The sequence below is a fragment of the Leifsonia sp. Root1293 genome (assembly GCF_001425325.1).
In the GTDB taxonomy this organism is placed as follows: Bacteria; Actinomycetota; Actinomycetes; order Actinomycetales; family Microbacteriaceae; genus Orlajensenia.
On record NZ_LMEH01000001.1, the window covers coordinates 1001222 to 1027556 of the forward strand.

A 26335-nucleotide genomic window follows, 5' to 3' on the forward strand; every position below is an offset into this window, starting at 1 on the left:
TGGGATGCCCCTCAACCCTCGGCGAGGAGCTTCGAGAGGTAGCGGGCGACGGCACGGACCGCCGCCATGTTGTTGGAGTAGTCCATGCGCGTCGGGCCGAGCAGGCCGACGCTCGCGACATCGCCCTGCGACGCCGAGTATCCGCTCAGCATGATCGAGGTCTCACCGAGGCCGAACGACTCGTTCTCCCGGCCGATGCTCACCGAGACCGCATTCTGGTCCGCGGCCATCTCGCCGAACAGGCGCAGCAGAACCACCTGCTCCTCGATGGCCTCCATGACGGGGAAGATGCTGCCGGAGAAGTCGCTCTCGGTGCGCACCAGGTTGGCGGCTCCGGCCATCACGAGGCGATCCTGGCGGTGTGCGAGCACCTGCTCGCCCAGTGCCTGCACGATCGCTGCCGCCAGCTCCCGGGCATCGGGGGCGACATCGTCGACCAGGCCGCTCAGACGTTCGGCCGCATCCGTCATGGCGAGGCCGCCCAGGACACCGTTCAGGCGGGTGCGCAGCTCGGCCAGCTGCTGCTCGTCGATGGGGGCCGCGAATTCGATGACCCGCTGCTCGACGCGACCGTTGTCGGTGATGAGCACCGAGAGCAGCCTGGTGTCGCTGAGCCCGACGAGCTCGATGTGGCGCACCCGAGCGCGACTGAGCGAGGGGTACTGCACCAGGGCGACCTGGTGGGTGAGCTGCGAGAGCAGGCGCACCGTCCGGCCGAGCACGTCGTCGAAGTCGGCGGATGCGCCCAGGAAAGTCTCGATGGCGTGACGCTGCGCGGCCGAGAGCGGCTTCACGTCGGTGAGCCTGTCGACGAAGAGGCGGTAGCCCTTGTCGGTCGGGATGCGGCCAGACGAGGTGTGCGGAGCCGCGATCAGCTCCTCCTCCTCGAGCAACGCCATGTCGTTGCGGATCGTGGCGGCCGAGACGCCGAACGAATGCCGTTCGACGATGGCCTTGGAGCCGACCGGCTCACGAGAGGCCACGTAGTCGTGCACGATGGCCCTCAGCACGGCGAGGGAACGTTCCGACACCATCTGCTCACCACTCCCTGCCGCTGCTTCTTAGCACTCGTAAACTATGAGTGCCAATTCTACCCGACCGTCGGGCAAGAGTCGTTTGCCGGGCCGAGTTTCGAACAGTAGCGTGAAGCCGCAACCCGCACGGCCCGCGCCGTCAGGCTCGAACGGCGACAGCCATGCGCATCAGTACCAGAAGGAGTCCCCCGCAATGAGCGACAGCAATCGAACGCCCGACGAGCCGTTCTCGGCCACCGAGGACCGCCAGTGGGCGTCGTTCGCGCACTTCGGAGGAGCCATCGCCATTCTCGGGTTCTTCAGCAGCTGGGCGGCGGTGCTGGCGATCCTTCCCGCACTCATCATCTACCTCGTCCTCGGCAAGCGCGGCCACCTCACCCGCGACGAGGCACGGGAGGCCCTGAACTTCCAGATCACGATGGTCGGCGCGATCATCGTCTGGGGAATCGTGGCGACCATCCTCGGAACGCTGTTCTGGTGGCTGGGCCCGGTCTGGATCGTGCTGGGGCCGCTGTTCCAGATCATCGGCTGGTCACTCGTGATCATCGACGTGATCTTCTCGATCATCGGCGGCGTGCGCGTCAACAACGGCGGCAGCTACAGGTATCCCTTCGCGCTGCGACTGGTGCGCTGACTCCCGCACCCGGTTCGTTCCTGCCCGGGTCCCGACCGACTCGCACCGACACTTCGCGGAAGATCGTGTGACCGCAGCATCGGTGGCGCTATCGTTTCAGTGCACCCACCGGGCCTTCGACCGTCCGCGCGGGAGAATCAGCCTCATCGATGACTGACCACAAGGAGTCACCATGTCCGACGCAACACCTCCTCCTCCCCCGCCGCAGAACCCGTACCAGGCACCCGGAGGCAACCTCAGCCCCGCCGACGAGAAGCTGTGGGCGACGCTGATCCACATCGGTGGAATCCTGTTCGGCTTCCTGCCGGCGCTGATCGGCTACCTGGTCCTGAAGGACAAGGGGCCCTTCATCCGCGAGCACACCGCGACGGCCCTCAACTTCCAGATCACGCTGCTCATCGTCTACGTCGTCGGCAGCATCCTGACGCTGATCCTGATCGGGTTCCTCATCCTGGCTGCGGCCTGGGTGCTGGCGATCGTCTTCGGCATCATCGCCGCCGTGAAGGCCAACGCGGGCCAGCTGTACACCTACCCGCTGACCATCAAGTTCGTCAGCTAGGTCGACCGACTCTGATCAGTCGTCGGCGAGGAGTCGCCGCACGACACCGTCAGCCAGAAGCCGCCCTGTCAGGGTCAGTTCCACTGATCCGGACAGGGCGGCTTTCGCGTTGATCAGGCCGTCGGCGATGAGACCGGCGACGGCATGGCGTCCGGGGGCGTGGAGTGAGGACACGGGGATGCCCTCGCGGATGCGGGCCAGCAGCAGCACCCGCTCCACCTCGCGCGTCTCTGCATCCAGGGTCTCGCGCCCGGCACCGGGTGAGACGCCGGCGAGAACGCGATCCGCATAGGCGGCCGGATGCTTCACATTCCACCACCGCACTCCGCCCACGTGACTGTGGGCACCCGGCCCGACCCCCCACCAGTCGCCGCCCTGCCAGTACGCCAGGTTGTGGCGCGACCGGTGCTCCTCGCCGCGCGACCAGTTGGAGACCTCGTACCACTCGTACCCGGCCTCGGACAGCATCCGGTCGGCCATCTCGTACATGTCGGCCTGCAGGTCCTCGTCTGGCTGGGTGACCTCGCCACGCTTGATCTGCCTGGCGAGCTTCGTGCCGTCCTCGACGATGAGCGAGTAGGCGCTCAGGTGGTCCGGGCTCTGAGCGATGGCGTGCTCCAGACTGGACCGCCAGTCGGCGAGCGACTCCCCAGGTGTGCCGTAGATGAGGTCGAGGCTGACGTCGAGGCCGGCGTCCCTCGCCCAGGCGACGACGAGAGGGATGCGCGCCGGGTCGTGCGTGCGCTCGAGGGTGGCCAGCACGTGGGGCACGGCCGACTGCATGCCGAAGGAGACGCGCGTGAAGCCCGCCGCAGCCAGCGTCGAGAGGTACTCGGCGTCGACGGAATCGGGATTGGCCTCCGTCGTGATCTCGGCGTCGGGCGCGATGCCGAATGACGACCGCACGGCATCGAGCATCCGCACGAGGTCGCCAGCCGGAAGCAGAGTCGGAGTGCCGCCGCCGAAGAAGACAGTGCTCGCGGAGCGCCTCGGCAGGCCGGATTCCGAGAGGATTCCGGCTCCGGCAGCGACCTCGAGGGAGGCCTGGCTCGCGTAGTCGGACTGCTTCACCCCGCGAATCTCGTCGGAGGTGTACGTGTTGAAGTCGCAGTAGCCGCAGCGCACCCGGCAGAACGGCACGTGGAGGTAGACGCCGAAGGTGCGCGCCTCGGCTCCGGCGATGGCTGACGGCGGCAGCAAACCGTCGGCGGGCGCCGGATCGGCGAGGGGAAGTGCGCTGGGCATGGCTCGGGCCTAGGCGGCCGCGGCGACCGGATGCAGCGCCCGCAGGTAGCGCTTGGTGTAGCGCTTCTGCACCGACCGCAGCACGGGAGCCGCGAGCTTGTAGAACGCCGTGCTCGGCCGCGAGAAAGAGCGGATCGTGAGCCAGACCGAGTCGTCGTCGCGGTGCTCGACCACCCAGGCCTCCTCGCCGCTCTCGGGGTGCCCCGGCATGGTGCCGTACGCGAAGCCGACCCGGCCGGGTTCGTCGATGACGTAGATGACGCGCACCGGAGCCGTGAAGGTGAGCCGCCACATGTGCAGCTTGAGTTTCGCGGTCATCCCGGCCGTGATGAACGGCGAGCCGTCGGGACCGTAGCGCTCCTCGGCCTGGAGGGCGGGCTGCTCGGCCGCGGGCGTCCCGTCGTCGTTGAAGACCAGGCCGGTGTACTGCGTGCCTGTGCCGGAACGCACCTCGGTGACCTCGATGCCGCTGCCGCGCTGCACGCCCCACGTCATGAGGGACGACGAGGCGATCGAGAAGCGCTCGGAACCGCTGCCGAGGCGGACGGTGTGCTCTTCGGCACGGTAACCGGCGGGCGGGTACGCGAGGAGGTCGGGGGCGAGGGTGCCACCGATCGCCCCGTAGGTGACCGGCTCTCCGACGAAGGTGGAACGGCGCATCCCTCCAGCTTACGCCGACAGCGCCGATCGGCTCGTTCACGGGCAGCTGTCGCGCCGCGTCATGCCCCTGCGGGCGGGTTCACCAGCAGATCCACCCTGTCGGACAGGTAGCGCTCCAGCGGCACGGCCGCGGCATCGCCGGCGCCGGCACTCCAGCGCACGAGTGGCTGGTCGTCGCGCACGAACAGAGCCCCCGTCGACGCACGGAGCTCGGCGGCCTCCAGAACGATGGGTGCGGCGTTGAAGTTGACGGTCTCGCCTTCGGCGAACTTCCCGCGGAAGGCCGCGTCGCGATACCCGCGCCGCACCTCGGCGGACTCCGACTGGTACTGGGTGCGCCCCGGTGGGACGGCACGCGTGGTGAGGCCCTCCTCGTAGAGGGCGCCGTCGGCGTCGATCAGAAGAACACCGAGTCGCCACACTCGACCCCGCGGCACCATCACGGCACGCCGGGTGACGAGCAGCTTGCGGTGGGCGGGCACGTACTCGCCGAGCGCCTCGTCGCGGGCTCCGGCTGCGGCCAGTCGACTCACGGCATCCGTCAGCAGGGTCCGGATGCCCGCGATGACGGCGGCGTCGCTCTCCTCGGTCACAGCATCGAGCGTAGGCGTCGGAACGCTACTTCTTGTCCTTGGTCTCCACGTCGCCGGAGAGCGCTGCGATGAACGCCTCCTGCGGCACCTCGACCCGGCCCACCATCTTCATGCGCTTCTTGCCCTCCTTCTGCTTCTCGAGGAGCTTGCGCTTGCGGGTGATGTCACCGCCGTAGCACTTGGCCAGCACGTCCTTGCGCATGGCGCTGATGGACTCGCGGGCGATGATGCGGGCGCCGATGGCGGCCTGGATGGGCACCTCGAACTGCTGGCGCGGGATGAGCTTGCGGAGGCGCCCGGTCATCAGCACGCCGTAGGCGTAGGCCTTCTCCCTGTGCACGATGGCGCTGAACGCGTCGACCTGTTCACCCTGCAGCAGGATGTCGACCTTCACGAGGTCGGCCTCCTGGTCGCCGGCCGGCTCGTAGTCGAGGGAGGCGTAACCGGCGGTCTTCGACTTGAGGTGGTCGAAGAAGTCGAACACGATCTCGCCGAGGGGCATCGTGTAGCGGATCTCGACGCGGTCCTCGCCGAGGTACTCCATGCCAAGAAGGGTTCCCCGTCGGGCCTGGCAGATCTCCATGATCACGCCGACGTAGTCCTTGGGTGCCAGAACGGCGGCCTTCACGACGGGCTCGCGAACGCTCACGATCTTGCCGCCGGGGAACTCGCTCGGGTTGGTGACCGTGACGGTCTTCTTGTCCTCGGTCGTGACCTCGTAGATCACCGACGGAGCGGTCGTGATGAGGTCGAGCCCGAATTCGCGCTCGAGCCGCTCGGTGACGATCTCGAGGTGCAGCAGGCCGAGGAAGCCGCAGCGGAAGCCGAAGCCGAGCGCCACGGAGGTCTCCGGCTCGTAGACGAGGGCGGCATCCGAGAGCTTCAGCTTGTCGAGGGCCTCGCGCAGGTCGGGGTAGTCGCTGCCGTCGATCGGGTACAGGCCAGAGAACACCATGGGCAGCGGCTCGGTGTAGCCCGGCAGAGCCTGGCTCGCGGGCTTGGCGGCCGTCGTGACGGTGTCGCCGACCTTGGACTGGCGCACGTCCTTCACGCCGGTGATCAGGTAGCCGACCTCGCCGACGCCGAGGCCCTTGCTGGGGGTCGGCTCCGGCGAGCTCACGCCGATCTCGAGGATCTCGTGGGTGGCGCGGGTCGACATCATCTGGATGCGCTCGCGAGGGTTCAGGTGTCCGTCGATCATGCGCACGTAGGTGATGACGCCGCGGTAGCTGTCGTAGACGGAGTCGAAGATCATGGCGCGCGCCGGGGCGTCCTTGTCGCCCTTCGGGGCGGGGATGAGCTCGGTCACCCGATCGAGGAGATCCTCGACGCCGGCACCGGTCTTCCCCGAGACGCGCAGCACGTCGGAGGGCGAGCCGCCGATGAGGCTGGCGAGCTCGCCGGCGTACTTGTCGGGGTCGGCGGCTGGGAGGTCGATCTTGTTGAGCACCGGGATGATCGTGAGGTCGTTCTCGAGCGCCAGGTAGAGGTTCGCCAGCGTCTGGGCCTCGATGCCCTGAGCGGCGTCGACCAGCAGGATGGCACCTTCGCAGGCGGCGAGCGAACGCGACACCTCGTAGGTGAAGTCGACGTGCCCGGGGGTGTCGATCATGTTGAGGGCGTAGGTGTCGCCGTTGAGCGACCACGGCATGCGCACGGCCTGGCTCTTGATCGTGATGCCGCGCTCGCGCTCGATGTCCATGCGGTCGAGGTACTGCGCCCGCATGTCGCGGTCGCTCACCACGCCGGTCATCTGCAGCATCCTGTCGGCCAGCGTCGACTTGCCGTGGTCGATGTGGGCGATGATGCAGAAGTTGCGAAGGAGTGCCGGGTCGGTCGCGGCGGGTTGCAGAGGCGTGAGGGCACGTGGAGACATCGTGACTCGATTCTCCCATGACTAGCATGGCTGGATGCACAGCGGCCCTCCGGTGCTCTTCCTGCACGGCATTCGCACCTCGTCGAGCATGTGGCGCGCGCAGATCGACGCGCTCGCGCATCGCGGCATCCGCTCGCTCGCGATCGACCTGCCCGGCCACGGCGCTCGGATGGGCGAGGACTTCACCCTCGAGGCGGCGACGACCGCCATCGACGACGGCATCTCGACCCTCGGCGCCCCGCCGCTCATCGTGGGGCTCTCGATGGGCGGCTACGTCGGCATGCACTACGCCGCACGCCACCCCGATCAGCTGCGCGGGCTGGTGGCCGCCTCGTGCGGCGCCATCCCGAGGCCGGTCTTCATCGGCGGCTACAGGGCCGCCGCCGCGGCCATCCATCTGCTGCCCGACCGGGGCTCAGCCCTGAACGACGGCCTGGCGAGGCTGCTGGTGCGCGAACGAGGTCTCTCGGACCTCCTCGCAGGAGGCATCGCGCTCGAGGTGATGCAGTCCGGCCTGCGCGCCATCGGCACGCTCAGGCCCCTCGACGACCTCGCGGCCTACGACGGGAGGGTCTGGTTGGTGAACGGACGCTACGACCACATCCGTTTCGATGAGCGACGGATGCTCCGAGCCAGTCGGCACGGAACGCTGACGGTCATTCCCGGCGCGACCCACCTGGCGAGCCTCGTGCAGCCCGAGGCGTTCACGGAGGCCGTTCTCGAAGCCTGGCGGGAGCTCGCGGAGGTCGAGGCCTCACAGCAGGGCTGACGATGCTGGGGGCGGCGATCCCGTCGCCCTCGCACCCCGTGCAGCTTCACCGTGACGGGAGATGTCGGCGCATCGGGAAGGATCTGAGGCCGGAGCGGTTGGATCTCGGCATGAGCATTCTTCTCACCGGCGGTGCCGGCTACATCGGATCAGCAGTTCTCGAGCGGCTCCTCGCCGCCGGCCACGAGGTGTCGGCGCTGGTGCGCTCGCCCGAGAAGGCCGCCGTCGTCCAGGCGGCCGGGGCGACCGCCGTCATCGGGTCGGCCGACGATGCCGAGATCGTCCGCGCTGCGGCAGGGGCAGCCGACGGCGTCATCCACCTGGCCTCCTCCCCCGAGGTCGACTCCGTGCTCGTGCCCGCCGTGCTGGCGGCGATCGAGGGCCGGGACGCCCGGTTCGTGCACACTGGCGGCATCTGGATCTACGGATCCGGCACCGACCTGACCGAGCAGTCTCCGTTCCAGCCGCTTCCGATCAGCGGATGGCGCGCCGAGGGCCAGGCCCTCGTGAACGCCGCCCCCAACACCGCCGTCGTGGCGCCCGCCGTCGTCTACGGCGACGGAGCCGGGATCGTGCGCGGCCTCATCACCGCGCCCCGCGGAACCGGCGTCGCCCCGACGGTGCCGCTCGTGGGCGACGGATCGCAGCACTGGACCACCGTTCACGTCGACGACATCGCCGCGCTCTACGTGCTGGCCTACGAGAACCGCAGCGCTCGGGGTGTCTACATCGGGGCCAGCGGCGTGAACCCCACGGTGCGGGAACTGGGCGAGGCCATCGCTGCTGCCGAGCACGTAGCGGGCGGAGTCGCACCCGAGACCGTCGAGGCGAGCCGCGAACGGCTCGGTGCCGATTTCGCCGATGCCCTGCTGCTCGACCAGCAGGCGTCGGGAGCGCGGGCACGCACCGAACTCGGCTGGGCGCCGACCGGAGCCTCGGTTCTCGACGAGATCGGCTCGGGTTCCTACGCACCGTCGCCCGCGGCCGACCGGTCGGAGGAGCCCGCGGCCTGAGAGTCCGCCGTGCCGAGACTCGGCGGGATTATCGGCGGAAGCGCTTCATAGGGTAAAGTTGCCTGTTGGCTTGCGTGTGGGTCCCACCTCACACGATTTCGCCGCAGGCGCCCCTCTACCGTCATGCGGCAACATCCGATCCACACACAAACGAAAGAACGTACTCAACGTGGCAAACATCAAGTCGCAGATCAAGCGCATCGGCACGAACAAGAAGGCTCAGGAGCGCAACAAGGCCGTCAAGAGCGAGCTCAAGACCGCCATCCGCGCCACCCGCACCGCCATCGCCTCCGGCGACAAGGCCGTTGCGTCCAGCGCCCTGAAGACCGCTTCGAAGAAGCTCGACAAGGCCGTCAGCAAGGGTGTCATCCACCAGAACCAGGCTGCGAACCGCAAGTCGGCGATCGCCAAGCAGGTCGACGCGCTGTAAGCGTTTCTCATCGAGATGGCCCCGGATGCTTCGGCATCCGGGGCCATCTTCGTTTCCGGGAGCGAAGCGCTAGGCGCGCCCGCGGGCGGCGATGACGCCGACCATGCGCTCGAGGGCGAAGACGGGATCGCGCTCGGCGCCCTTCACTGCGGCATCGGTCTCGGCGAGCATGGTGATGCACCGGGCGAGACCCTCTTCACTCCAGCCCTGCAGGTCACGCTGTGCGCGCTCGACCTGCCACGGCGCCATGCCGAGCTTGGAGGCGAGCTGACCCGAGCCGCCCCGCGTGCCGAACACCTTGGCCATCGTGCGGATCTTCATGGCGAAAGCCGCGACGATCGGCACGGGATCCTCTCCGGAGGAGATGGCCTGGCGCAGGTTGGTGAGGGCCTCGCCGTGCCGACCGGCGATGGCCGCATCGGCCACCTTGAAGGCGTTCACCTCCATGCGCCCGCCGTAGTAACGATCGACGGTGGCCTCGGTGATCTCGGCGCTGGCGTCGCTCATCAGCTGCTGGCACGCGGCCGACAGCTCCGCGAGGTCGTCGGAGAACGCCGACACGAGTGACCTCAGGGCCGAGGGCGCGACCCGGCGTCCCTTCGCGGCGAACTCGCCGGCCGCGAACTCGTACTTCTCGGCGTCCTTCTTGAGCTCGGCGCAGACGATCTCGATGCCGCCGCCCACTCCTCCCCTGATGGCGTCGAGCAGCTTCTTGCCGCGCATGCCGCCGTTGTGCCGGAGCACCAGGAAGGTACTGTCGGCAGGCTCCTGAAGGTAGGCGAGAGTCTCGGTGATGAAGTCGTCGGTGCACTTCTCGACGTTGCTGACGCGCAGCAGTCGCGGTTCGGCGAACAGCGACGGGCTGGCCATCGTCAACAGCTCCCCTGGTGCGTACGAGTCGGCGGCGATGTCGACGATCTCGAGGCTCGGGTCCTCGGTCTTGAGGAAGTCGCGGAGGTCCCGGATGCTGCGCTCGGCGAGGAAGGTCTCGGTACCCGAGACGAGCACCACCGGCGCCGGTCGCACCTGATTCCAGCCGAGTTGCGGGATGGAGACCGTTGACCGCGCTTTGGCCGGAGCGGAAGTACGAGCAGCCACGCGGGTCCTCTCAGGATGGGATCTCCACTTTATCCCGCGCCACCGACAGCCCTGCGCCGCTCCGACCACACCCGCACGGTTCCGTCGTCGCCTGGAGCGAGCAGCACCAGACCCTGCTCGTCCGTGCGCTCGGCGACGGTGCCTGCGCTCCTCAGTATCGCCAGCAGTCTGGCCGTCGGATGCCCGTAGCTGTTCTCCGCGCCCACGGAGATGAGGCCCACCGTGGCGTGCATCCGCTCGTACAGCTCGGCGCTCTGGTCCGAAGATCCGTGATGCGCCACCTTCACGACGTCGACTGGTGTGATCGGGGTCGCCCTGGCCAGCGCCCGTTGCGGCTCCTCTCCGAGGTCGCCCAGGAACGCCGAGCTGAGCCCTGACCCCGTGAAGCGCATCGTGACGCTCCCGGCGTTGCCCATTGCCATGGTGGCGGCATCCGGCAGGGGCCAGAGCACCTCCCAGTCGAGATCGCCGAGGGAGCCCGTCAGCCCGGCGGTCCCACGTTCGACACTGGTCCCTCCCGCCTGGAGGCGAGCGAGGATCTCCCGGTCGGCCTCCGTCTCCGGCAGGCCGACGACGGCATGGTCGACCCGTCCGACCACCGCGTCGACGCCGCCGACATGGTCGATGTCGTAGTGGGTGAGAACGAGGAGGTCGAGCCGCTGGATGCCGAGGGAGTCGAGGCAACCGGCCAGGAGAGCAGGGTCCGGACCGGTGTCGACCAGCGCGTGACTGGAGCCATCGCGCACCACGACCGCGTCGCCCTGACCGATGTCGCACGCCGCGTACTGCCAGTCGGCCGGCATCGAGAGCGAGCGGAGCACGGACGAGCCGAGCAGGGCGCCGCCGTAGGCACCGGCAGTGACGAGCAGCCCGGTGACGAGCACGCCGACCACCCGGGGCGACGCTCTGTCGCGACGGCGGAGCGCCAGAGCGATCGCAGCAGCCGACACGGCTGCGAGCAGCAACGCTCCCGCCGCTCCGCCGAGCCACGGCAATCGGGTCCAGGCGAGACCGTCGACGGTACGGGCGATCTGGGCGATCCAGGCCGACGGCACCCACGCCACCTGCAGGCAAGCCGTGGCGAGGCCGGGAAGGACGGGAAGCAGCAGACAGCCGATCAGGCCGAGCACCGTCGCGATCGGTGCGGCGGGTTCGGCCAGGAGATTGGCGAGAACGCCCGCCACGGGAACGGTCGGGTCGAGCAGGATGAGGATGGGCTGGCAGGCGAGCTGGGCTGCGAGGGGAACCGCGATGGCGATCGCGATCGGCGCCGGCATCCAGCGGGCCAGTGTCGTCGCGAGAGGGCGGGCGAGCAGCAGCAGCCCTGCCGTCGCAGAGACCGACAGTGCGAAGCCGTAGCTGCGTGCCAACCAGGGATCCACCGCGAGCAGGACCACGACGGCGACGGACAGAGCCGCGAGGCCGCGCCCGGGCCGGCCGATGCCGAGCGCGAGGAGCACCACTGTGGCCATGACCGCCGCACGCAGCACACTGGGTTGGGGCGTGACGAGAACGACGAACCCGGCGAGGGCCACGAGGGCGAGCAGATAGCGCGCCCGCCGCGGAAGCCCGCAGAGCGCCCCGAGCAGCACGATCACGGCGACGACGATGGCGCAGTTCGCGCCGGACACTGCAGTGAGGTGGCTGAGCGAGGAACTCTTCATGGCCGCATCGAGCTCCGCCGTGACAGCACCCGTGTCGCCGATGGCCAGTCCGGGCAGCAGATCGCCACCATCGCCGGGGAGAACCGTCGCCGCCGCCGTCAGTCCGGAGCGCAGCGGGTCGGCCCAGCCGAGGGACCACGGCGCCGGCGAGAGCGTGGTGATCGGCGCCGAGGCGAAGAGCAAGAAGGCGACGTCGTCTCCGGCCTCCGTCGACTTCACCGTGCCGCGCGCCCTGACCGTCGCTCCGATGGGCGGATGCTCGCCGTCCACCTCGCCGAAGACCAGCACGGGTGCCGACGCGCTCACGGGTCGACTCACGCCTTCCGGTCCTCGGCTCGACACCGACAGGACCCGCGCCTCGAACCTGACCTGCTCGCTCCCGGAGAATGCGCCGACGCCGACGGCAGGCGCAGACGACACCACGGCCTGCACCGTGACAGTGCGGTGCTCATCGGCCGCCTGCACGAGCACGGGTGGGGTGCGCGACGGCGCGGCGGCCGCCACCGCGCTGCACACCACGGCTGTCGCAGCAGCGCCGAGTGCGACGAGGGCGAGGATGCGACGAGTGGACAGCGAGTGCGAGCCGCCCAGCAGCACGGCGACCGTTCCGATCGCCAGCAGGGCCGCGGATGCCGCCACCCAACCGGCTGCATCCGGAAACCCGACAGCGAGGAACCCAGCCGCCCAGGCGATGGCGGCCGGCCAGCCGAGTCGCAGTTCGGCACGCATCGGAGAGCTCACACCGTCACGAGGTCCTGCAACGACTCGAAGGTCTTCTCGCCGATGCCGCTGACCTCCCTCAGTTCGTCGATGCTCGAGAAGCCGCCGTTGGCGTCGCGCCAGTCGATGATGCGCTGCGCGAGAGCGGGGCCGATGCGGGGAAGGGTGTCGAGATCTGCCACCGTCGCGCTGTTGAGATCGATCGGTCCGGCGGATGCCGCGCCGCCCGTGCTGCCGCCGGCTCCCGGTGCCACGACGGATGGAGGCGGCACGTCGCCGACCGCCGGCACGACGAGCTGCTCGCCATCCGACAGTTCGCGCGCGAGGTTCACGCCCCCGGGGTCGGCCGTCGCGGAGAAGCCGCCGGCCGCGGCGACGGCATCCATGACCCTGGAGCCGGAGGCGACCTCGTAGAGTCCCGGACGAGCCACGGCGCCGAGGACGTGCACGAAGAGCACCGGAGCCGACGACGACACCCCTCCACCACCGCGGCTCGCTCCGTCGGACCTCGCATCCGAGCCAGCGGTGGCTGCCGAGCCGGCCGACGACCGCAGCCCTTCGGGGAGGTTGCCGGGAGCGATGGAATCTCCGCTGCCACCGGCGCCGAGCATCGCGACGACGACGGTGGCGACGAGGGCGGTGATGACGAGCACGATGACTCCGCCGACGGCGATGCGCACGCGAGGAGCCGCCCGCGCGGCCGGATCGAGCCGACCGATCGCCTCGTCGTCTGCGGTGCCCACCGGGTCAGGCTAGGTGGCGTCGGACCCGCTCACCCTGGACGCCGGCAGCTCGACGCGACTGCCGAACGCGGAACGGGCTGGGGAGGATCCCCAGCCCGTTCCGAAGAAGCGCGATCAGCTCCTGGTGGCGATGCTCACGACCTTGGGTGCACGCACGATGACGTTCACGATCTCGCGATCGCCGATGGAGCGCACGACGCCTGCCGAGGCCCGAGCGAGGGTCTCGAGTTCGTCGGCCGAGATGTTCGGCGAGACGGTGAGCTTGTCGCGCACCTTGCCGTCGACCTGCACGACAGCGACGACGGACTCTGCGATCAGGAGGTTGGGATCGGCCTTGCGCCACTGCACGAGGGCGACACCGGGCTGGTAGCCGAGCTTCTCCCACATATCCTCTGCGGTGTACGGCGCGAACAGGTTGAGGGCCATCGCCGTCACCTCTGCCGCCTCGCGCACGGCCGCATCCGCCGGACCGGCGCCCGAGTCGATCACCTTGCGGGTGGCGTTGACCAGCTCCATGAGGCGCGCGACGACCACGTTGAACTTGAACGACTCGACGAGTCCGGGAGCATCGGCGAGGAAGCGGTGGGTGACCCTCCGCAGCCCGGGGTCGCCGGTCTTCCAGAGCACATCCGGCGACGAGGAGACGTCCTTCGCGACGCGCCAGGCGCGGGCGAGGAACTTGGACGATCCGACAGGCGACACGTCGTTCCAGTCGATGTCGTCCTCGGGGGGACCGGCGAAGGCCATCGTCAGGCGTACGGCGTCGACGCCGTGCTTCTCCACCTCCTCGGTGAAGTAGACGATGTTGCCCTTGCTCTTGCTCATCTTGGAGCCGTCGAGGATGACCATGCCCTGGTTCAGCAGGGCCGAGAACGGCTCGGTGAAGCTGAGGTAGCCGAGGTCGAAGAGCACCTTCGTGATGAACCGCGCGTAGAGCAGGTGCAGGATGGCGTGCTCGACTCCGCCGACGTACTGGTCGACCGGAGCCCAGCGCTCGGCCTCCTTCGGGTCGAACGCCTTGCCGTCGTCGTTCGGGTTGAGGAAGCGCAGGAAGTACCACGAGCTGTCCACGAAGGTGTCCATCGTGTCGGCGTCGCGGCGCGCCGGAGTGCCGTCGATCGGGTTGGGCACGTTCATCCAGTCCTCGGCCGCACCGAGCGGCGACGTGCCCTTGGGCTTCAGGTCGAGGCCCTCGGCGTCGGGGAGCAGCACCGGCAGCTGGTCTTCCGGCACGGGGATCTCCGTGCCGTCTGCACCGTGGATGATCGGGATGGGGGTACCCCAGTAGCGCTGGCGCGAGATCAGCCAGTCGCGCAGTCGGTAGTTCTTGGCGGCCCGACCGCGGCCCTCAGCCGCCAGGATCTCGATGACCTTCTTGATCGCGTTCGACTTCGACAGCCCGGTGAGGGGGCCCGAGTTCATCAGTCGGCCCTCCCCTGCCAGGGCGATCCCGGTGTCTGCCGGGTCGGTGCTCTCGACGTCGGGCAGCACGGGGTCGCCGTGCTCGTCGAGGTCGATGACGGGGATGACTCCGGTCACCGGCGCGTTCACGTCGACGACGACGCGCACGGGCAGGTCGAAGGCGCGGGCGAAGTCGAGGTCGCGCTGATCGTGCGCCGGAACGGCCATGACGGCGCCGTGGCCGTAATCGGCGAGAACGTAGTCGGCAGCCCAGATCGGCAGCCTCTCCCCGTTCACCGGATTGACGGCATAACGGCCGAGGAAGACACCGGTCTTCTCGCGGTCGGTGGCCTGACGCTCCATCTCCGTCGACTTCTGCACAGCCGTGAGGTAGGTGCCGAATCGTTCCTGGATGTCTGGTGTCGATCCCTCGACCAGCTCTGCGGCCAGGTCGGAGTCGGGAGCGACGACCATGAAGGTCGCTCCCCAGAGAGTGTCAGGACGCGTCGTGAAGACGGTGACACGCTCATCACGACCCTCGATCTCGAATTCGACGTCGGCTCCGATGGAGCGGCCGATCCAGTTGCGCTGCATGTTCAGCACCTTCGAGGGCCAGGAGCCCTCGAGCTGGTTCAGGTCGTCGAGCAGTCGATCCGCGTAGTCGGTGATGCGGAAATACCACTGGGTCAGCTTCTTCTTGACCACCACTGCGCCGCTGCGCTCGGAGGTGCCGTCGGGCAGGACCTGCTCGTTGGCCAGCACGGTGAGGTCTACGGGGTCCCAGTTGACCCAGCTGTCCTTGCGGTAGGCGAGGCCCTTCTTGTAGAGCTGCAGGAACAGCCACTGGTTCCACTTGTAGTACTCGGGGTCGCTCGTGTGCAGTTCGCGCTCCCAGTCGAAGGAGGTCGCGTAGAGGCGCATGCTCGCCTTCTGCTGCGCGATGTTGTCGTAGGTCCAGCCGCGCGGGTCGATACCGCGCTTGATGGCGGCATTCTCGGCGGGAAGGCCGAAGGAGTCCCATCCGATCGGATGCATCACGTTGAAGCCCTGCTGGCGCCAGTAGCGCGCCACGACATCGCCCAGCGCGTAGACCTCGGCGTGACCCATGTGCAGGTCGCCGGACGGGTACGGGAACATGTCGAGAACGTACTTGCGGGGCCGCTTGTCGTCGGGGTCACCCGAGCGGAAGGGCTTCATCTCGTCCCAGACGGGCAGCCACTTCTTCTGGATGGAGGCGAAGTCGTAGACCTCGTCCTCTCCGGGTGCGCTGCTCGCGGACTCGTGCTCGTGTGCCACGTGACTCTCAATCGATACGGAAGTGATGATGGGAGCGCCATTGCTCGAGGGCGGGCCGTGTGCGAAACATGGCTGTAACCAAGATTCCACTTTACTGAACAGCGCCGCGGATGCCGCATTCCCGGCGTCTCGGTCGCTGAGGGCCCGACGGAGTCGGCGCCCGAGGCGCACACCGAAGGCGCTTCGACCGACTACTGCGTCCGGGCCTCACCGAACGGAATCGACGCCGAGTACCGCGAGGAGGGCTCGAGCCTTGACCCGCGTCTCCTCCACCTCCTCGGACGGCACGGAGAGTGCAGTGATCCCCCCGCCGGAACCGACGGTGGCGGCATCCGGCGTCAGCACGATCGACCGGATGACCATGGCGAGGTCGATGGACCCGTCGACTCCGACGTAGCCGAAGGCACCGGAGTAGATGCCGCGGGGGCCGCCCTCGAGCCCGGCGAGGATGCGCATGGCGCTGATCTTGGGCGCCCCGGTCATCGAGCCCGCCGGGAAGCACGCCTCGACGGCGTCGATGCCGGTGAGTCCGGCCTCGAGTTCGGCCTCGACGGTGGACACCAGCTGATGCACCTGGGCGTAGCTCTCGACGGCGAGCAGGCTGGTGACCCGCACACTGCCGAGGGCCGCGATGCGCCCCAGGTCGTTGCGCATCAGGTCGACGATCATCAGGTTCTCGGCCTGCTCCTTGTCACTGGCCTCGAGTTCGGCCCGCAGGTCGATGTCCTCCACCAGGGAATGCCCGCGCGGCCGGGTGCCCTTGATCGGCTTCGTGACGATGCCACCGCTCCCGGAGACCTGGAGGAACTGCTCGGGCGACGAGCTCAGCAGCGCGAGATCGCCGAAGCGCAGGAGCCCGCCGTGGTGCGTCGGGCTCGCGGCGCGCAGTCGGCTGTAGGTCTCGAGCGGATCGAAACGTCCCTCGACGGTGATCGTGTTCGTGAGGCACAGCTGGTAGGCGTCGCCGCGGCGGATCGCCTGCTGGCAGTGCTCGATGAGTCGCTCGTAGGCAGCGGGGCCATGGCGCCAGCTGGCGGTGCTGCGACCACCGGCGGAGTGCTGCACAGGCCGCGACCCATCGGCAGTGGTGCCCGCGACGATCCTCCGCACGTGTTCGACCCATGCGGCGAAATCGGGACGGTCGGCCGCCGACTCCAGTGCGATGACCCTCACGACCCGCGCGCCGTGATCGAACTCGATGGCCCGATCGATGAACTGGAATGCTGCGTCAGGATGCGCAGACTCCGGCAACTCCACTCCCGTCGTCTGCACACCGACTTCGTAACCGATCCAGCCGACCCAGCCGAGAGGGCGCCCATCGAGGGCTGACGGATGCGGGACCGCCGCCCGGACCTCGGAACGGACCTCGCCGGAGAGCGATGCGGCGGCGCGAAGGCCGGACCGCAGGAAGGCGAAGACGTCGTCCCCGGGAGCGAAGATGCTCACCCCGTCGGGTGTCGACGGCGCTCCCATCCAACTCCGGCCGGACTCGGCGTCCCTGCCACCGTCGAGCCAGAACGAGTGACTCTCGGAGCCGAACACCTCGGTGAACACCCGTTCCGGATCGCACCAGGCGTCGAACGCGATGATCCGGGGCATCCGCCCAGCCTAGAGCCCGGTGGCACACGAGAGGCGGACCCCCGGGGGGGAGGGATCCGCCTCTCGGCTCTCTCGGACGTCACTCAGCGCATCGAGTGGCTTCCGCGCTTCTGCATGTGCTCCGTCACCTTGTCGAGGCCGTTGGCGCCCCAGCCATGGCCGTGCTTCCAGGTCTTGACCTTCGCGAAGGCCAGCGTCGCGTGGGCAGCGGCATCCGCCATCTGCTCGAAGACCACGGGGTCGACATTGTCGGTCGTGTCGCAGGCCTGGTGGTAGCAGGGGTCGTACGGCGCGCCGGCCGTTCCGCCGAACGTCGCGGCCTCTGCATCGGTCTTGATGCCCTCGGCACCGGTGAACAGTCCGCCAGCGGGGATGCCGTTCTCGATGAACGCGAAGTAGTCGCTGCGACCGTCGAACTCGGTGGGCGCCGTGGCCAGCTTCTTCATGCCGAAGTAGTCGGTGAAGACCTTCTCGATCTCTGCCGAACCCTCCGGACCGGCAGTGCCGAAGGCGTCGCCGTCGCCGTCGTAGACGAAGCGGACGGCGTTCGGGGAGCCGACCATGTCGAAGTTCAGGTTCACCGCCGTGGCCGCGAGCTGCTTCTCGGACAACTGCGACACGTAGTAGTTCGACCCCTGCAGGCCGTCTTCCTCGCCGCTCCAGAACGCGAAGCGCACTCGGTTCTGCGGCTGGATGTGCAGGCGCTTCAGCTGGATCGCCGTCTCGAGGAGGGTCGCCGACCCGGTGCCGTTGTCATTGATGCCGGGGCCCTCGGCGACCGAATCGAGGTGGGCACCGACGACGACGGTCTCGGACGCGCGACCCGACGTGTCCGCGAGCACGTTGAACGTCTTCGTCTGCTTCAGCGTCCCGTCGACGAATACCCGGGCAGCGGCTCCGGTGGTCGCCGCGATGGACTCGCCGATGGCGAAGCTCGTTCCCACTGCGGGGATCGCTGCTGCCGTGCCGAGAGTTCCGGACAGGACGCCGGTGCGATCGTCGCCGGGAACATCGTTCCCCTGGTTGAAGATGATCGCCGCCGTCGCTCCAGCGGTCGCCGCGTTCGCGACCTTGTCGGCGAACGGGCAGGTCCCGCGCTGGAGCAGGGCGATCGCTCCCACGACGAAGCCCTCGAAGTCGGAGGCCTCGCATCCGCTCGTCGATGCACGGGCCCCGGTGAGGTTGAGGTCGACGGCGACCACGGGACCGGAGACGTCTCCCGACGCCGAGTAGCTCATCGCCGAGAACTCGTCGGCGGAGTATTCCGTGGGCGTCGGAGCCGTCAGCTCGAACGCGGATCCGTTCAGCACGAACTGCTCATAGCTGAAGTACTGTCTGCTCGTCTTGTAGCCGGCCTTTTCGAGCTGCTTCTCGACGTACGCGCCGGACGCCTTGTGACCCGCGGTACCCGCTGCCCGATTCCCGCCGTTCCTCGCGGCGATCGACTCCAGCGCGTCAAGGTGACGGGTCAGGCCGTCGACGGTGATCGCCTTGCGCAGCGCGAGCGAGTTGAGCCTCTGCCAGCCGTCACCGCCCTGCGTGCCGGCCAGCGCCGGCGAGACTCCCGTCACGGCCAATGCGCCGCCGAGAATCATGCTCACGGCGATGGCGAGTCCGCGCTTCGTGTGCGTTCTGTTCACTGGTGCTCCTTCTGGGGAGTTCGAGTGGAATCCGTTCCGCCGACACTGGTGGCGCCGACGTCTCCATCGAACTTAGCCCCGATCGGGGGACATGAGGGTGTGAATCTTCTCATCCGAGCGCTCGCCCTCAGGCCGGAATGCGTCCGTCCACGAGCGTCACCGTGCGATCGACGAGGTCGGCCGGCACAGCGCCGTGCGAGATGAGAATGACGGTACGCCCGTCGCTCGACGCCGCGGCCAGCAGGTCGCGCAGCACCTCATCGGCGCGGTCGGCGTCGACGTTGGCCGTCGGCTCGTCGAGCACGAGAACCGGGAAGTCGGCCAGCAGGGCGCGTGCGAGGGCGATGCGCTGCGCCTGTCCACCGGATACGCGCGACCCGTGCTCGCCGAGGGCCGTGGCCAGCCCGCTGCGGGAGGCCGCCCAGTCGGCGAGACCGACGCGAGAGAGCACGGCCGTGAGCTCGGCGTCTGTCGCCGTCTCCCGCGCGAAGACGAGATTGTCGCGAAGCGTCGCGTCGAAGATCCACGGCTGCTGCTCGCACAATCCGATCACGGTACGGATGCCGTCCTGCTGCAGCCGGTTCGCCTCGACCCCGCCCAGCGTGTACGAGCCCTCGTAGTCGAGCAGCCGCACGAGGGCATGCGCGAGCGTCGTCTTTCCGGCGCCACTGCCGCCGCGCACAAGCAACCGTTCGCCCGGACGCACCACGAGGTCGAGCGGCCCCACGGAACCGCCGCCGTCCGGCCAGTGCGCGGCGAGCCCGCGCAGGCTGATGGTGACGTCGGTTCCGGGGACCACCGCGCGAGCACCGGTGTCGTCGACCGGCAGCTCACGGGGCGCGATCTCCGGCACGGCCGACGCCACCCTCTCGGCACTGGAACGGACCGACCGCCACGCCCCGACGGCGGCGGGGAGCATCGAGCAGACCTCGAAGACGGCGAGGGGCACCAGCACGATGACCGCCAGCTCCGGACCCTCGAGGCTTCCGGTGCGCAGGGCGGGAACGGCGATGAGCACACCGGCCAGGGTCGCAGCCCCGGCGGCGAGCGACACCACCGCTGAGGAGAGTCCGGCCCCGACCGCCGCCCGGGTCTCCGCCCGACGGAGGGCAACATCCGCTGCCGACACCCTCTGGAGGCTCGCATCGACAGCGCCATAGGCGATGAGGGTGTCGAGTGCAGACAACAGGTCGACGAGCGCCGCGTTCACAGCTCCTCGACGGGGAGCTATGGCCGCATCGGCGCGGGACGAGACCGCGGAGTGCAGCACGGTGCCCGCGATGAAGGCCACAGCGAGGCAGCAGGCGAGAGCCACGGCGGCTGCAGAGCTGATGGTCCACAGGAATGCCACGCTGCCGAGCGCCGTCACCGCGGCCACGAGGGCCGGCTGCAGCACCCGCAGCGGCAGGTTCTGCAGCTCGTCGACATCGCGGGAGAACCTCGTGAGCAGGTCGCCGCGCCCGATCGCCTTCATGCCGTCCGGCGCGAGCGGAACCAGACGCTCCAGCAGCTCCACCCGCAATCGGGTGAGTTGCCGGAGTGCGGCATCGTGGGTGACGAGCCGCTCGAGATAGCGGAACGCTCCTCGCGCGATGGCGAAGGCTCGCACGCCGACGACGGCGAGCGAGATGTAGACGATCGACGGCTGCTCGGCAGCACGCGCGATGAGCCAGGCGGAGCACGCGAGGAGGGCGACGGCCGACCCGGCGCTCAGAGCTCCCACGAGAACGCCGGGGACGAATCGTCGCGCCGGCGGCTGCGCCGACTGCAGCACGGCGCGAGTGCGCTCAGACACGCACGACCTCCTCGAGCCTGATGACATCGTCGGCGGCCGCGATGACGGCTGGCCGGTGGGTCACGACGATGACGATGGCACCGGATGCCGCAGCAGAGCGCAGCTGCTCGATGACGCTCTGCTCGCTGGCCGCATCGAGCGCCGACGACGGCTCGTCGAGCAGCAGGATGGGGCATCCGCGACCCTCGGCACGATAGAGCGCCCGCGCGATGGCGACCCGTTGCGCCTGCCCGCCAGACAGGCCGGCTCCCCCGACGCCCAATCCTGTGGATGGATCGACGTCGTGCAGGCCGACACGAACCAGGGTCGACGCGACACGGTCGTGGTCTGGAGCGGAGTCGCCCAATGCGACGTTGGCCGCGACGGTGCCGGACACCAGACCCGGCTGCTGGCCGGACCACGCGACATCGGCGCGTTCGATCGGGCGACCGTCGAGAAGAATGCCGCCATTCCGACTGCCGGCGCGGATCGGCCCGTCGAGTCCGGCGATGGCGGTGAGCAGAGTCGACTTGCCGGCACCGCTCGGGCCGGTGACCGCGGTGACCGTGCCTCCGGCGAACTCGGCGGTGAAGCCGTCGAGAACTCTCACTCCGTCATGCTCGACGCTCAGTCCGACGATCTCGAGAGTCGGGCGTGCATCGAGGCCTGCAGGAGATGCCGCGTTGACGGCCGCTTCCGCACGCGAGGACCGGCTCGATGCCACTGGCCCGGACGAGGCCGGAACAGCGGACGCCTCGTCGGCGTCATCGAGGATGCCCAGCACGTCGTCCGCCGCCGCCAGCCCGTCTGCTGCGGCATGGAACTGCACGCCGACTCCGCGGACGGGCAGGAATGCTTCCGGAGCGAGCAGGAGGACGAAGAGCCCGACGGAGAGCGGCATGGCGCCGTCCAGCAGACGCAGCCCGATCTGCACGGCCACGATGGCGACGGAGAGGCTCGCCGCGAGCTCGAGCACGAAGCCACTGAGGAAGGAGATGCGGAGCACCGACATGGTGTCGCGTCTGTACTCGTCGGTCACTGCGGCGATGCGGGCCGCCTGCCGGTGCTGCCGACCGAAGATCTTGAGCGTGCCGAGACCACCGACCACATCGAGGAAAGCGGCCGAGAGCAGCTGCAGCCGCGACCAGGAGCGCTTCTGCGCGGCTTGCGTCGCCCAACCGATGAGGATCATGAAGACGGGGATGAGCGGGAGCGTGATGATCACGATGATCCCGCTCAGCGGGTCCTGCACGAGCATCACCAGAACAAGGACGGGCGTGGCGATCACCGTGAGGATGAGCTGCGGCACGTACTTGCCGAAGTAGGCGTCGAGGGCGTCGAGCCCCATACCGAGCACCGTCGCCAGTGCTGCCGTGCCGCGTGCGGCGGCCCAACCCGGCCCGAGGCGGACCGCGGCGTCGACGGCCTGCGCGCGCAACTCGCCCTTCACTCGCGACGAGGCCGCAGCCGCAGCGGCATCCGTCGCCCAGATGCAGGTTCCGCGGACGACGACCGCCACGGCCAGGGCGGCGAGAAGCGGCGCGAGCTCGTCGAGCGCCGCTCCGTCGATGGCCCTGGAGACGGCCTGGGCCGTGCTCCAGGCGAACACGATCACCGCGAGGGTCTGCACGAACCCGATCGCGCCCCCACCCAGAAGGAAGAGGCGGGCGCCCGCGGCTCGGCGGAGCAGTCGTGGATCGAGCGGTTTCACGCGAGCGTGCGTGTTGGTTCGGTCACGGTTATCAACGGTAGCGGGTGGCGCACCGCCGCCGGCGCGTCGGCACCGGGCATCAGTGCTGCGCCGCCTCGACGTGCGCTCTCGTCACGCGCTTGCGGAAGATCCAGTAGGTCCAGCCCTGGTAGGCCAGGATCAGCGGCAGGAACACCAGCGCCGTCCAGCTCATCACCGTGAGCGTGTAGCTCGAGCTCGACGCGTTCGCGATCGTGAGGCTGTTGGCCGGGTCGTTCGATGCCGGCATCACTTCGGGGAACAGCGCCGTGAAGAGGGCGAGTACGGCGAAGGCGATGGTGGCCGCGCCGAGGGCGAACGACCAGCCTTCCGATCCGGCGCGGTTGAGGTACCACGAGCCGATCAGCGACACGGCGGCGAGGGCTGCGAGCACCAGGTACATGAAGGCGAACTCCGCGATGAACGCCGTCCAGACCAGGAACAGCGCGGCGACGACGATCGTGACGAGCCCCGAGCGCACTGCGAGGTTCCGGGCCCGCATCCGCATCTCGTCCGTCGTCTTCAGCGAGACGAAGACGACGCCGTGGGTGAAGAACAGCAGCAGCGTCGTGAGGCCGCCGAGGAGGGCGTACGGGTTCAGCAGGTCGATCAGGGTGCCGGTGTAGTTGTGGCCAGCGTCGAGCGGAACGCCCTGGACGATGTTGGCGAACGCGACACCCCAGAGCAGGGCCGGAACCGCGGAGCCGACGATGATCATGCCGTCGAACCACGCCTTCCACTGCGACTCGGGGCGCTGGTGCCGATACTCGAAGGACACCCCGCGCACGATCAGGGCCAGCAGGATGAGGAGCAGGGCGAGGTAGAACCCGCTGAAGAGTGTCGCGTACCACTCGGGGAAGGCTGCGAACAGGCAGGCGCCGGCCACGATGAGCCAGGTCTCGTTGAGATCCCAGACCGGGCCGATCGTGTTGATGAGCACTCGGCGGTCGGCCTCGTCCCTGCCGAGGAACGGCAGCGACATGCCGACGCCGAAGTCGAAGCCGTCGAGTACGAAGTAGCCGATGAACAGACCGGCGATGATCCAGAACCAGAGGGTGGGCAGATCCATCGGAGTCTCCTAGTAGACCGTCGTGAGCGGTCTGATCTCGCCGCTCTCGGCATCGGGTTCCGGCGCGGGAGCCGGACCCTTCTGGGCGGCGCGCTTGATGAGCTTGAACTCGACCACCGCGAGGATGCCGTAGATCAGCGTGAAGGCGATGAGGGAGATGAGCACCTCGACTCCGGTGACGTTGGGCGAGACGGCGTCCTGGGTCTTCAGCAGGCTGAAGACGATCCAGGGCTGCCTGCCCATCTCGGTGAAGATCCAGCCCATGATCATCGCTGCGAGTGACAGCGGGAACGACCAGATGGCCGCGCGCCATACCCACGTGTTCTTCGGCATCCGTCCCCTGCGGGTGAGCCAGAGGCCGACGACCGCGACGAGGATGTGCAGCATGCCGAGGCCGATCATCCAGCGGAACGCCCAGTAGGTGATCCAGATGACGGGGGTGTAGTCGCCGGGACCGTAGAGCTGCGTGTACTGGGCCTGCAGGTCGTTGATGCCCTCCACGGTGCCGGTGAGGGTGTGCGTCGACAGGAACGACAGCAGGTACGGAATGCGTATCGAGAACAGCTCGCTGCTGCCGTCCGGCGTCCCCCACGTGAAGACTGAGAAGGAGGCATCGGCCCCCGTCGCCGTGTCGTAGAGAGCCTCGGCCGCTGCCATCTTCATGGGCTGCGTCTCCACCATGGCGAGGCCCAGCTGATCGCCCGACAGCGTCGTGAGGATGCCGGAGGCCACCATCATCCAGAGCCCGAACTTGAGAGCCGGACGCATGGTGACGAGGTGCTGATTGCGGGCCAGATGCCAGGCCGCCACGGTGATGATGAGGCCGGCAGCCACCATGAAGGACGCGAAGATCGTGTGCGGGAAGGCGGCCAGGGCGACCTTGTTCGTGAGCAGTGCCCAGATGTCGGTGAGCTCCGCACGGCCACGCGCCTCGTTGAGCTGGTATCCGACGGGATTCTGCATGAAGGCGTTCGCGGCGATGATGAAGTACGCCGACAGGATGCTGCCGATGCTGGTCGCCCAGATGGTGGCCAGGTGAGCACGCCGCGGCAGCTTGTCCCAGCCGAAGATCCAGAGTCCGATGAACGTCGCCTCGAGGAAGAAGGCGAGCAGCCCCTCGAGGGCGAGCGGGGCGCCGAAGACGTCGCCGACGAAGCGCGAGTAGGTCGACCAGTTCATGCCGAACTGGAACTCCTGCACGATGCCCGTCACCACGCCCATGGCGAAGTTGATGAGGAAGAGACTGCCGAAGAACCTGGTGAGCTGCAGGTAGTGCACCTTGCCCGTGCGATACCACGCGGTCTGGTAGACCGCCGCTGTCAGGCTCATTCCGATCGTGATGGGCACGAACAGGAAGTGGTAGATCGTCGTCAGACCGAACTGCCAGCGCGACAGCAGCAGCGGATCCAGCCAGTCGTTCACGGGTGCTCCCCTCGATGATTTCTACACGGCGTAGAAACCAACTTCTACAGAGCGTAGAACACTTTGCCGCGAAACGGTATCCTGAACGTATGGCAACACTGGGTGACCTCGAAAGAGCTGTGATGGATCTGCTCTGGGATGCCGCGACCCCGCTGAGCGCCAATGAGCTGCGCGACGCCCTTCAGGCTGGCGGATCGACCAGTGGCGGGCGTGACGTCGCGGCGACCACGGTGCTCACGGTGCTCTCGCGACTGGAGACCAAGGGGTTCGTCGACAGGACCCGCGCGAGCCGGCCGCACCTCTACAGCGCAGTGAGCGGTCGAGCGGAGCACACCGCCGAGCTCATGCACGAGGTGCTCGGGACTGCATCCGATCGTGATGCGGCCCTCGCCCGGTTCGTCGGACAGGTCAGTCCTCAGGAGGCCGAGATGCTGCGCACCCTGCTCGCATCACGCGAGCGGGCCTGACCGTGTATGCGGCATCCGCGGTTCTCGCCGTCATCGCCATCGCGCTCGCCTGGCCGGTGCCGATAGCCCTGGCCCGCGCCAGCTGGCCGTCGCGCACTCCGGGGCGCGCCCTTGCGCTCTGGCAGCTCATCGCCCTCGCCGGCGGAACGAGCATGATCGGCGCACTCCTGCTGTTCGGCTTCGCTCCCTTCGTCGGAGCAGGGGCTGCGGATGCCGGACTGCTGGTGTCCGGCCTGTTCAGCGGCCCGCTGCCGACCGATGTGGGCGTTGTGCACATCGTCGCGCTCGGCGCGGCCGTGCTGCTCGGCGCGCACCTGCTGCTGAACCTCGCCACGACCGCCGTTCGTGCGGAGCGCAGCCGTCGACGCCACCACACCTTGGTCGAGCTGCTCAGCTCGCCCGTTCCCGGACGCCCGGGTACTCGCATGCTCGACCACGCAGCTCCCGTCGCCTACTGCCTGCCCGGCATGCACACCGTCACGGTGCTGTCCGAGGGGCTCGTGGACCTGCTCGACCGCGAGCAGCTCGATGCGGTCCTCGCTCACGAGCGCACCCACCTGCGTCAGCACCACCACCTCGTGCTGCTCGCCTTCACGGCCTGGAACAGTGCACTCCCCTGGTTCCCGATCGCCAATCGTGCCGAGCGGGCCGTCGCCCTGCTGGTCGAGATGCTGGCCGACGACACGGCCCGCCGCGAGGTCGACGCGGCGACACTCGCCACCGCGATCGCCCTCGTCGGTTCAGCATGGGGTGACGTGGGGCACGCCGATGTGCTCGGCACGGCGCCCCACCGCCTTGCGGCACCCGGCCCGACGCCTGCGGCCCCTCACGAGGGCCCGGCCGTCGCCGGTGCACTTGGTGCGCGGATCTCCCGTCTTCTCGCAGCCTGATCCCGGGCCT

22 protein-coding genes are annotated in these 26335 nt (G+C 68.7%); 7 read left to right on the forward strand and 15 right to left on the reverse strand.

Going from position 1 to position 26335, the window contains the following annotated elements; all coding sequences use genetic code 11:
* Positions 1-11 precede the first annotated feature (11 nt).
* Positions 12-1034, reverse strand: a complete 1023-nt coding sequence (hrcA, locus tag ASC59_RS04625; protein WP_055818837.1) for a heat-inducible transcriptional repressor HrcA — start codon at positions 1032-1034, stop codon at positions 12-14.
* Positions 1035-1227: 193 nt separating this feature from the next.
* Here hrcA and ASC59_RS04630 point away from each other — a divergent pair, with 193 nt between their 5' ends.
* Positions 1228-1668 (forward strand): DUF4870 domain-containing protein, encoded by a 441-nt coding sequence (locus ASC59_RS04630; RefSeq protein ID WP_055818840.1) that lies wholly within the window; start codon positions 1228-1230, stop codon positions 1666-1668.
* A 172-nt stretch (positions 1669-1840) separates the two neighbouring features.
* Complete coding sequence (locus ASC59_RS04635) at positions 1841-2227, forward strand: DUF4870 domain-containing protein (RefSeq protein WP_055818844.1); 387 nt, start codon at positions 1841-1843, stop codon at positions 2225-2227.
* Between the two features lie 15 nt (positions 2228-2242).
* On the opposite strand, the gene hemW is transcribed toward ASC59_RS04635, so the two are convergent.
* From hemW to lepA, 4 genes are read right to left on the reverse strand one after another with little or no spacing between them, the layout of a single operon-like run.
* The gene (hemW, locus tag ASC59_RS04640) at positions 2243-3472 is read right to left on the reverse strand and encodes a radical SAM family heme chaperone HemW (RefSeq protein ID WP_055818848.1); all 1230 of its coding nucleotides are present in this window, start codon (positions 3470-3472) and stop codon (positions 2243-2245) included.
* A 9-nt stretch (positions 3473-3481) separates the two neighbouring features.
* Positions 3482-4132, reverse strand: coding sequence for a DUF1990 family protein (locus ASC59_RS04645; protein ID WP_055818850.1), 651 nt, complete (start codon positions 4130-4132; stop codon positions 3482-3484).
* 59 nt (positions 4133-4191) lie between these two features.
* Positions 4192-4725 (reverse strand): hypothetical protein, encoded by a 534-nt coding sequence (locus ASC59_RS04650; protein WP_055818853.1) that lies wholly within the window; start codon positions 4723-4725, stop codon positions 4192-4194.
* A gap of 25 nt (positions 4726-4750) precedes the next feature.
* Positions 4751-6601: a translation elongation factor 4 gene (gene lepA / locus ASC59_RS04655; RefSeq protein ID WP_055818856.1), complete on the reverse strand. Its 1851-nt coding sequence runs from the start codon at positions 6599-6601 to the stop codon at positions 4751-4753.
* A gap of 34 nt (positions 6602-6635) precedes the next feature.
* Here lepA and ASC59_RS04660 point away from each other — a divergent pair, with 34 nt between their 5' ends.
* The 3 genes from ASC59_RS04660 to rpsT all read left to right on the forward strand — a co-directional run bounded on the left by ASC59_RS04660 (position 6636) and on the right by rpsT (position 8813).
* Complete coding sequence (locus ASC59_RS04660; protein ID WP_055818858.1) at positions 6636-7370, forward strand: alpha/beta fold hydrolase; 735 nt, start codon at positions 6636-6638, stop codon at positions 7368-7370.
* A gap of 110 nt (positions 7371-7480) precedes the next feature.
* Positions 7481-8383 (forward strand): NAD-dependent epimerase/dehydratase family protein, encoded by a 903-nt coding sequence (locus ASC59_RS04665; protein WP_055822828.1) that lies wholly within the window; start codon positions 7481-7483, stop codon positions 8381-8383.
* A gap of 169 nt (positions 8384-8552) precedes the next feature.
* A complete protein-coding gene (rpsT, locus tag ASC59_RS04670) occupies positions 8553-8813 on the forward strand; it encodes a 30S ribosomal protein S20 (RefSeq protein ID WP_055818863.1) in 261 nt (86 codons plus the stop codon).
* A gap of 69 nt (positions 8814-8882) precedes the next feature.
* On the opposite strand, the gene holA is transcribed toward rpsT, so the two are convergent.
* The 10 genes from holA to ASC59_RS04720 form a co-directional block, all read right to left on the reverse strand.
* Entirely contained in the window at positions 8883-9911 is a 1029-nt protein-coding gene (holA, locus tag ASC59_RS04675; RefSeq protein WP_055818866.1) for a DNA polymerase III subunit delta, read from the reverse strand.
* A 29-nt stretch (positions 9912-9940) separates the two neighbouring features.
* Positions 9941-12316, reverse strand: coding sequence for a ComEC/Rec2 family competence protein (locus ASC59_RS04680; RefSeq protein WP_055818869.1), 2376 nt, complete (start codon positions 12314-12316; stop codon positions 9941-9943).
* Entirely contained in the window at positions 12313-13038 is a 726-nt protein-coding gene (locus tag ASC59_RS04685; protein WP_055818872.1) for a ComEA family DNA-binding protein, read from the reverse strand. Before ASC59_RS04685 ends, ASC59_RS04680 begins: the two co-directional genes overlap by 4 nt.
* A 114-nt stretch (positions 13039-13152) precedes the next feature.
* Positions 13153-15735: a leucine--tRNA ligase gene (gene leuS, locus ASC59_RS04690; RefSeq protein ID WP_055818874.1), complete on the reverse strand. Its 2583-nt coding sequence runs from the start codon at positions 15733-15735 to the stop codon at positions 13153-13155.
* 207 nt (positions 15736-15942) lie between these two features.
* On the reverse strand, positions 15943-17334 hold the full coding sequence (locus tag ASC59_RS04695; protein ID WP_055818876.1) for an anthranilate synthase component I family protein: 1392 nt from the start codon (positions 17332-17334) through the stop codon (positions 15943-15945).
* A gap of 83 nt (positions 17335-17417) precedes the next feature.
* On the reverse strand, positions 17418-18974 hold the full coding sequence (locus tag ASC59_RS04700; RefSeq protein WP_235492572.1) for a M20/M25/M40 family metallo-hydrolase: 1557 nt from the start codon (positions 18972-18974) through the stop codon (positions 17418-17420).
* A 127-nt stretch (positions 18975-19101) separates the two neighbouring features.
* Positions 19102-20769, reverse strand: coding sequence for a thiol reductant ABC exporter subunit CydC (gene cydC / locus ASC59_RS04705; protein ID WP_327063384.1), 1668 nt, complete (start codon positions 20767-20769; stop codon positions 19102-19104).
* Positions 20762-22459, reverse strand: coding sequence for a thiol reductant ABC exporter subunit CydD (cydD, locus tag ASC59_RS04710; RefSeq protein ID WP_055818883.1), 1698 nt, complete (start codon positions 22457-22459; stop codon positions 20762-20764). The genes cydC and cydD overlap by 8 nt, the downstream gene beginning before the upstream one ends.
* A gap of 79 nt (positions 22460-22538) precedes the next feature.
* Positions 22539-23546: a cytochrome d ubiquinol oxidase subunit II gene (cydB, locus tag ASC59_RS04715; protein WP_055818886.1), complete on the reverse strand. Its 1008-nt coding sequence runs from the start codon at positions 23544-23546 to the stop codon at positions 22539-22541.
* Positions 23547-23555: 9 nt separating this feature from the next.
* On the reverse strand, positions 23556-24968 hold the full coding sequence (locus tag ASC59_RS04720) for a cytochrome ubiquinol oxidase subunit I (RefSeq protein WP_055818889.1): 1413 nt from the start codon (positions 24966-24968) through the stop codon (positions 23556-23558).
* A gap of 89 nt (positions 24969-25057) precedes the next feature.
* On the opposite strand from ASC59_RS04720, the gene ASC59_RS04725 reads away from it, so the two are divergent.
* Together ASC59_RS04725 and ASC59_RS04730 are read left to right on the forward strand one after the other, a co-directional pair.
* A complete protein-coding gene (locus ASC59_RS04725) occupies positions 25058-25435 on the forward strand; it encodes a BlaI/MecI/CopY family transcriptional regulator (protein WP_055818892.1) in 378 nt (125 codons plus the stop codon).
* A gap of 2 nt (positions 25436-25437) precedes the next feature.
* On the forward strand, positions 25438-26325 hold the full coding sequence (locus ASC59_RS04730) for a M56 family metallopeptidase (RefSeq protein ID WP_055818895.1): 888 nt from the start codon (positions 25438-25440) through the stop codon (positions 26323-26325).
* Positions 26326-26335 lie beyond the last annotated feature (10 nt).

Coding starts and splice junctions, on each gene's coding strand:
- ASC59_RS04725 (WP_055818892.1), top strand. CDS start 25,058: ATGGCAACACTGGGTGACCTCGAAAGAGCTGTGATGGATCTGCTCTGG.
- lepA (WP_055818856.1), bottom strand. CDS start 6,601: ATGTCTCCACGTGCCCTCACGCCTCTGCAACCCGCCGCGACCGACCCG.
- ASC59_RS04645 (WP_055818850.1), bottom strand. CDS start 4,132: ATGCGCCGTTCCACCTTCGTCGGAGAGCCGGTCACCTACGGGGCGATC.
- ASC59_RS04635 (WP_055818844.1), top strand. CDS start 1,841: ATGTCCGACGCAACACCTCCTCCTCCCCCGCCGCAGAACCCGTACCAG.
- ASC59_RS04630 (WP_055818840.1), top strand. CDS start 1,228: ATGAGCGACAGCAATCGAACGCCCGACGAGCCGTTCTCGGCCACCGAG.
- cydB (WP_055818886.1), bottom strand. CDS start 23,546: ATGGATCTGCCCACCCTCTGGTTCTGGATCATCGCCGGTCTGTTCATC.
- ASC59_RS04665 (WP_055822828.1), top strand. CDS start 7,481: ATGAGCATTCTTCTCACCGGCGGTGCCGGCTACATCGGATCAGCAGTT.
- ASC59_RS04660 (WP_055818858.1), top strand. CDS start 6,636: ATGCACAGCGGCCCTCCGGTGCTCTTCCTGCACGGCATTCGCACCTCG.
- hemW (WP_055818848.1), bottom strand. CDS start 3,472: ATGCCCAGCGCACTTCCCCTCGCCGATCCGGCGCCCGCCGACGGTTTG.
- hrcA (WP_055818837.1), bottom strand. CDS start 1,034: ATGGTGTCGGAACGTTCCCTCGCCGTGCTGAGGGCCATCGTGCACGAC.
- ASC59_RS04695 (WP_055818876.1), bottom strand. CDS start 17,334: ATGCCCCGGATCATCGCGTTCGACGCCTGGTGCGATCCGGAACGGGTG.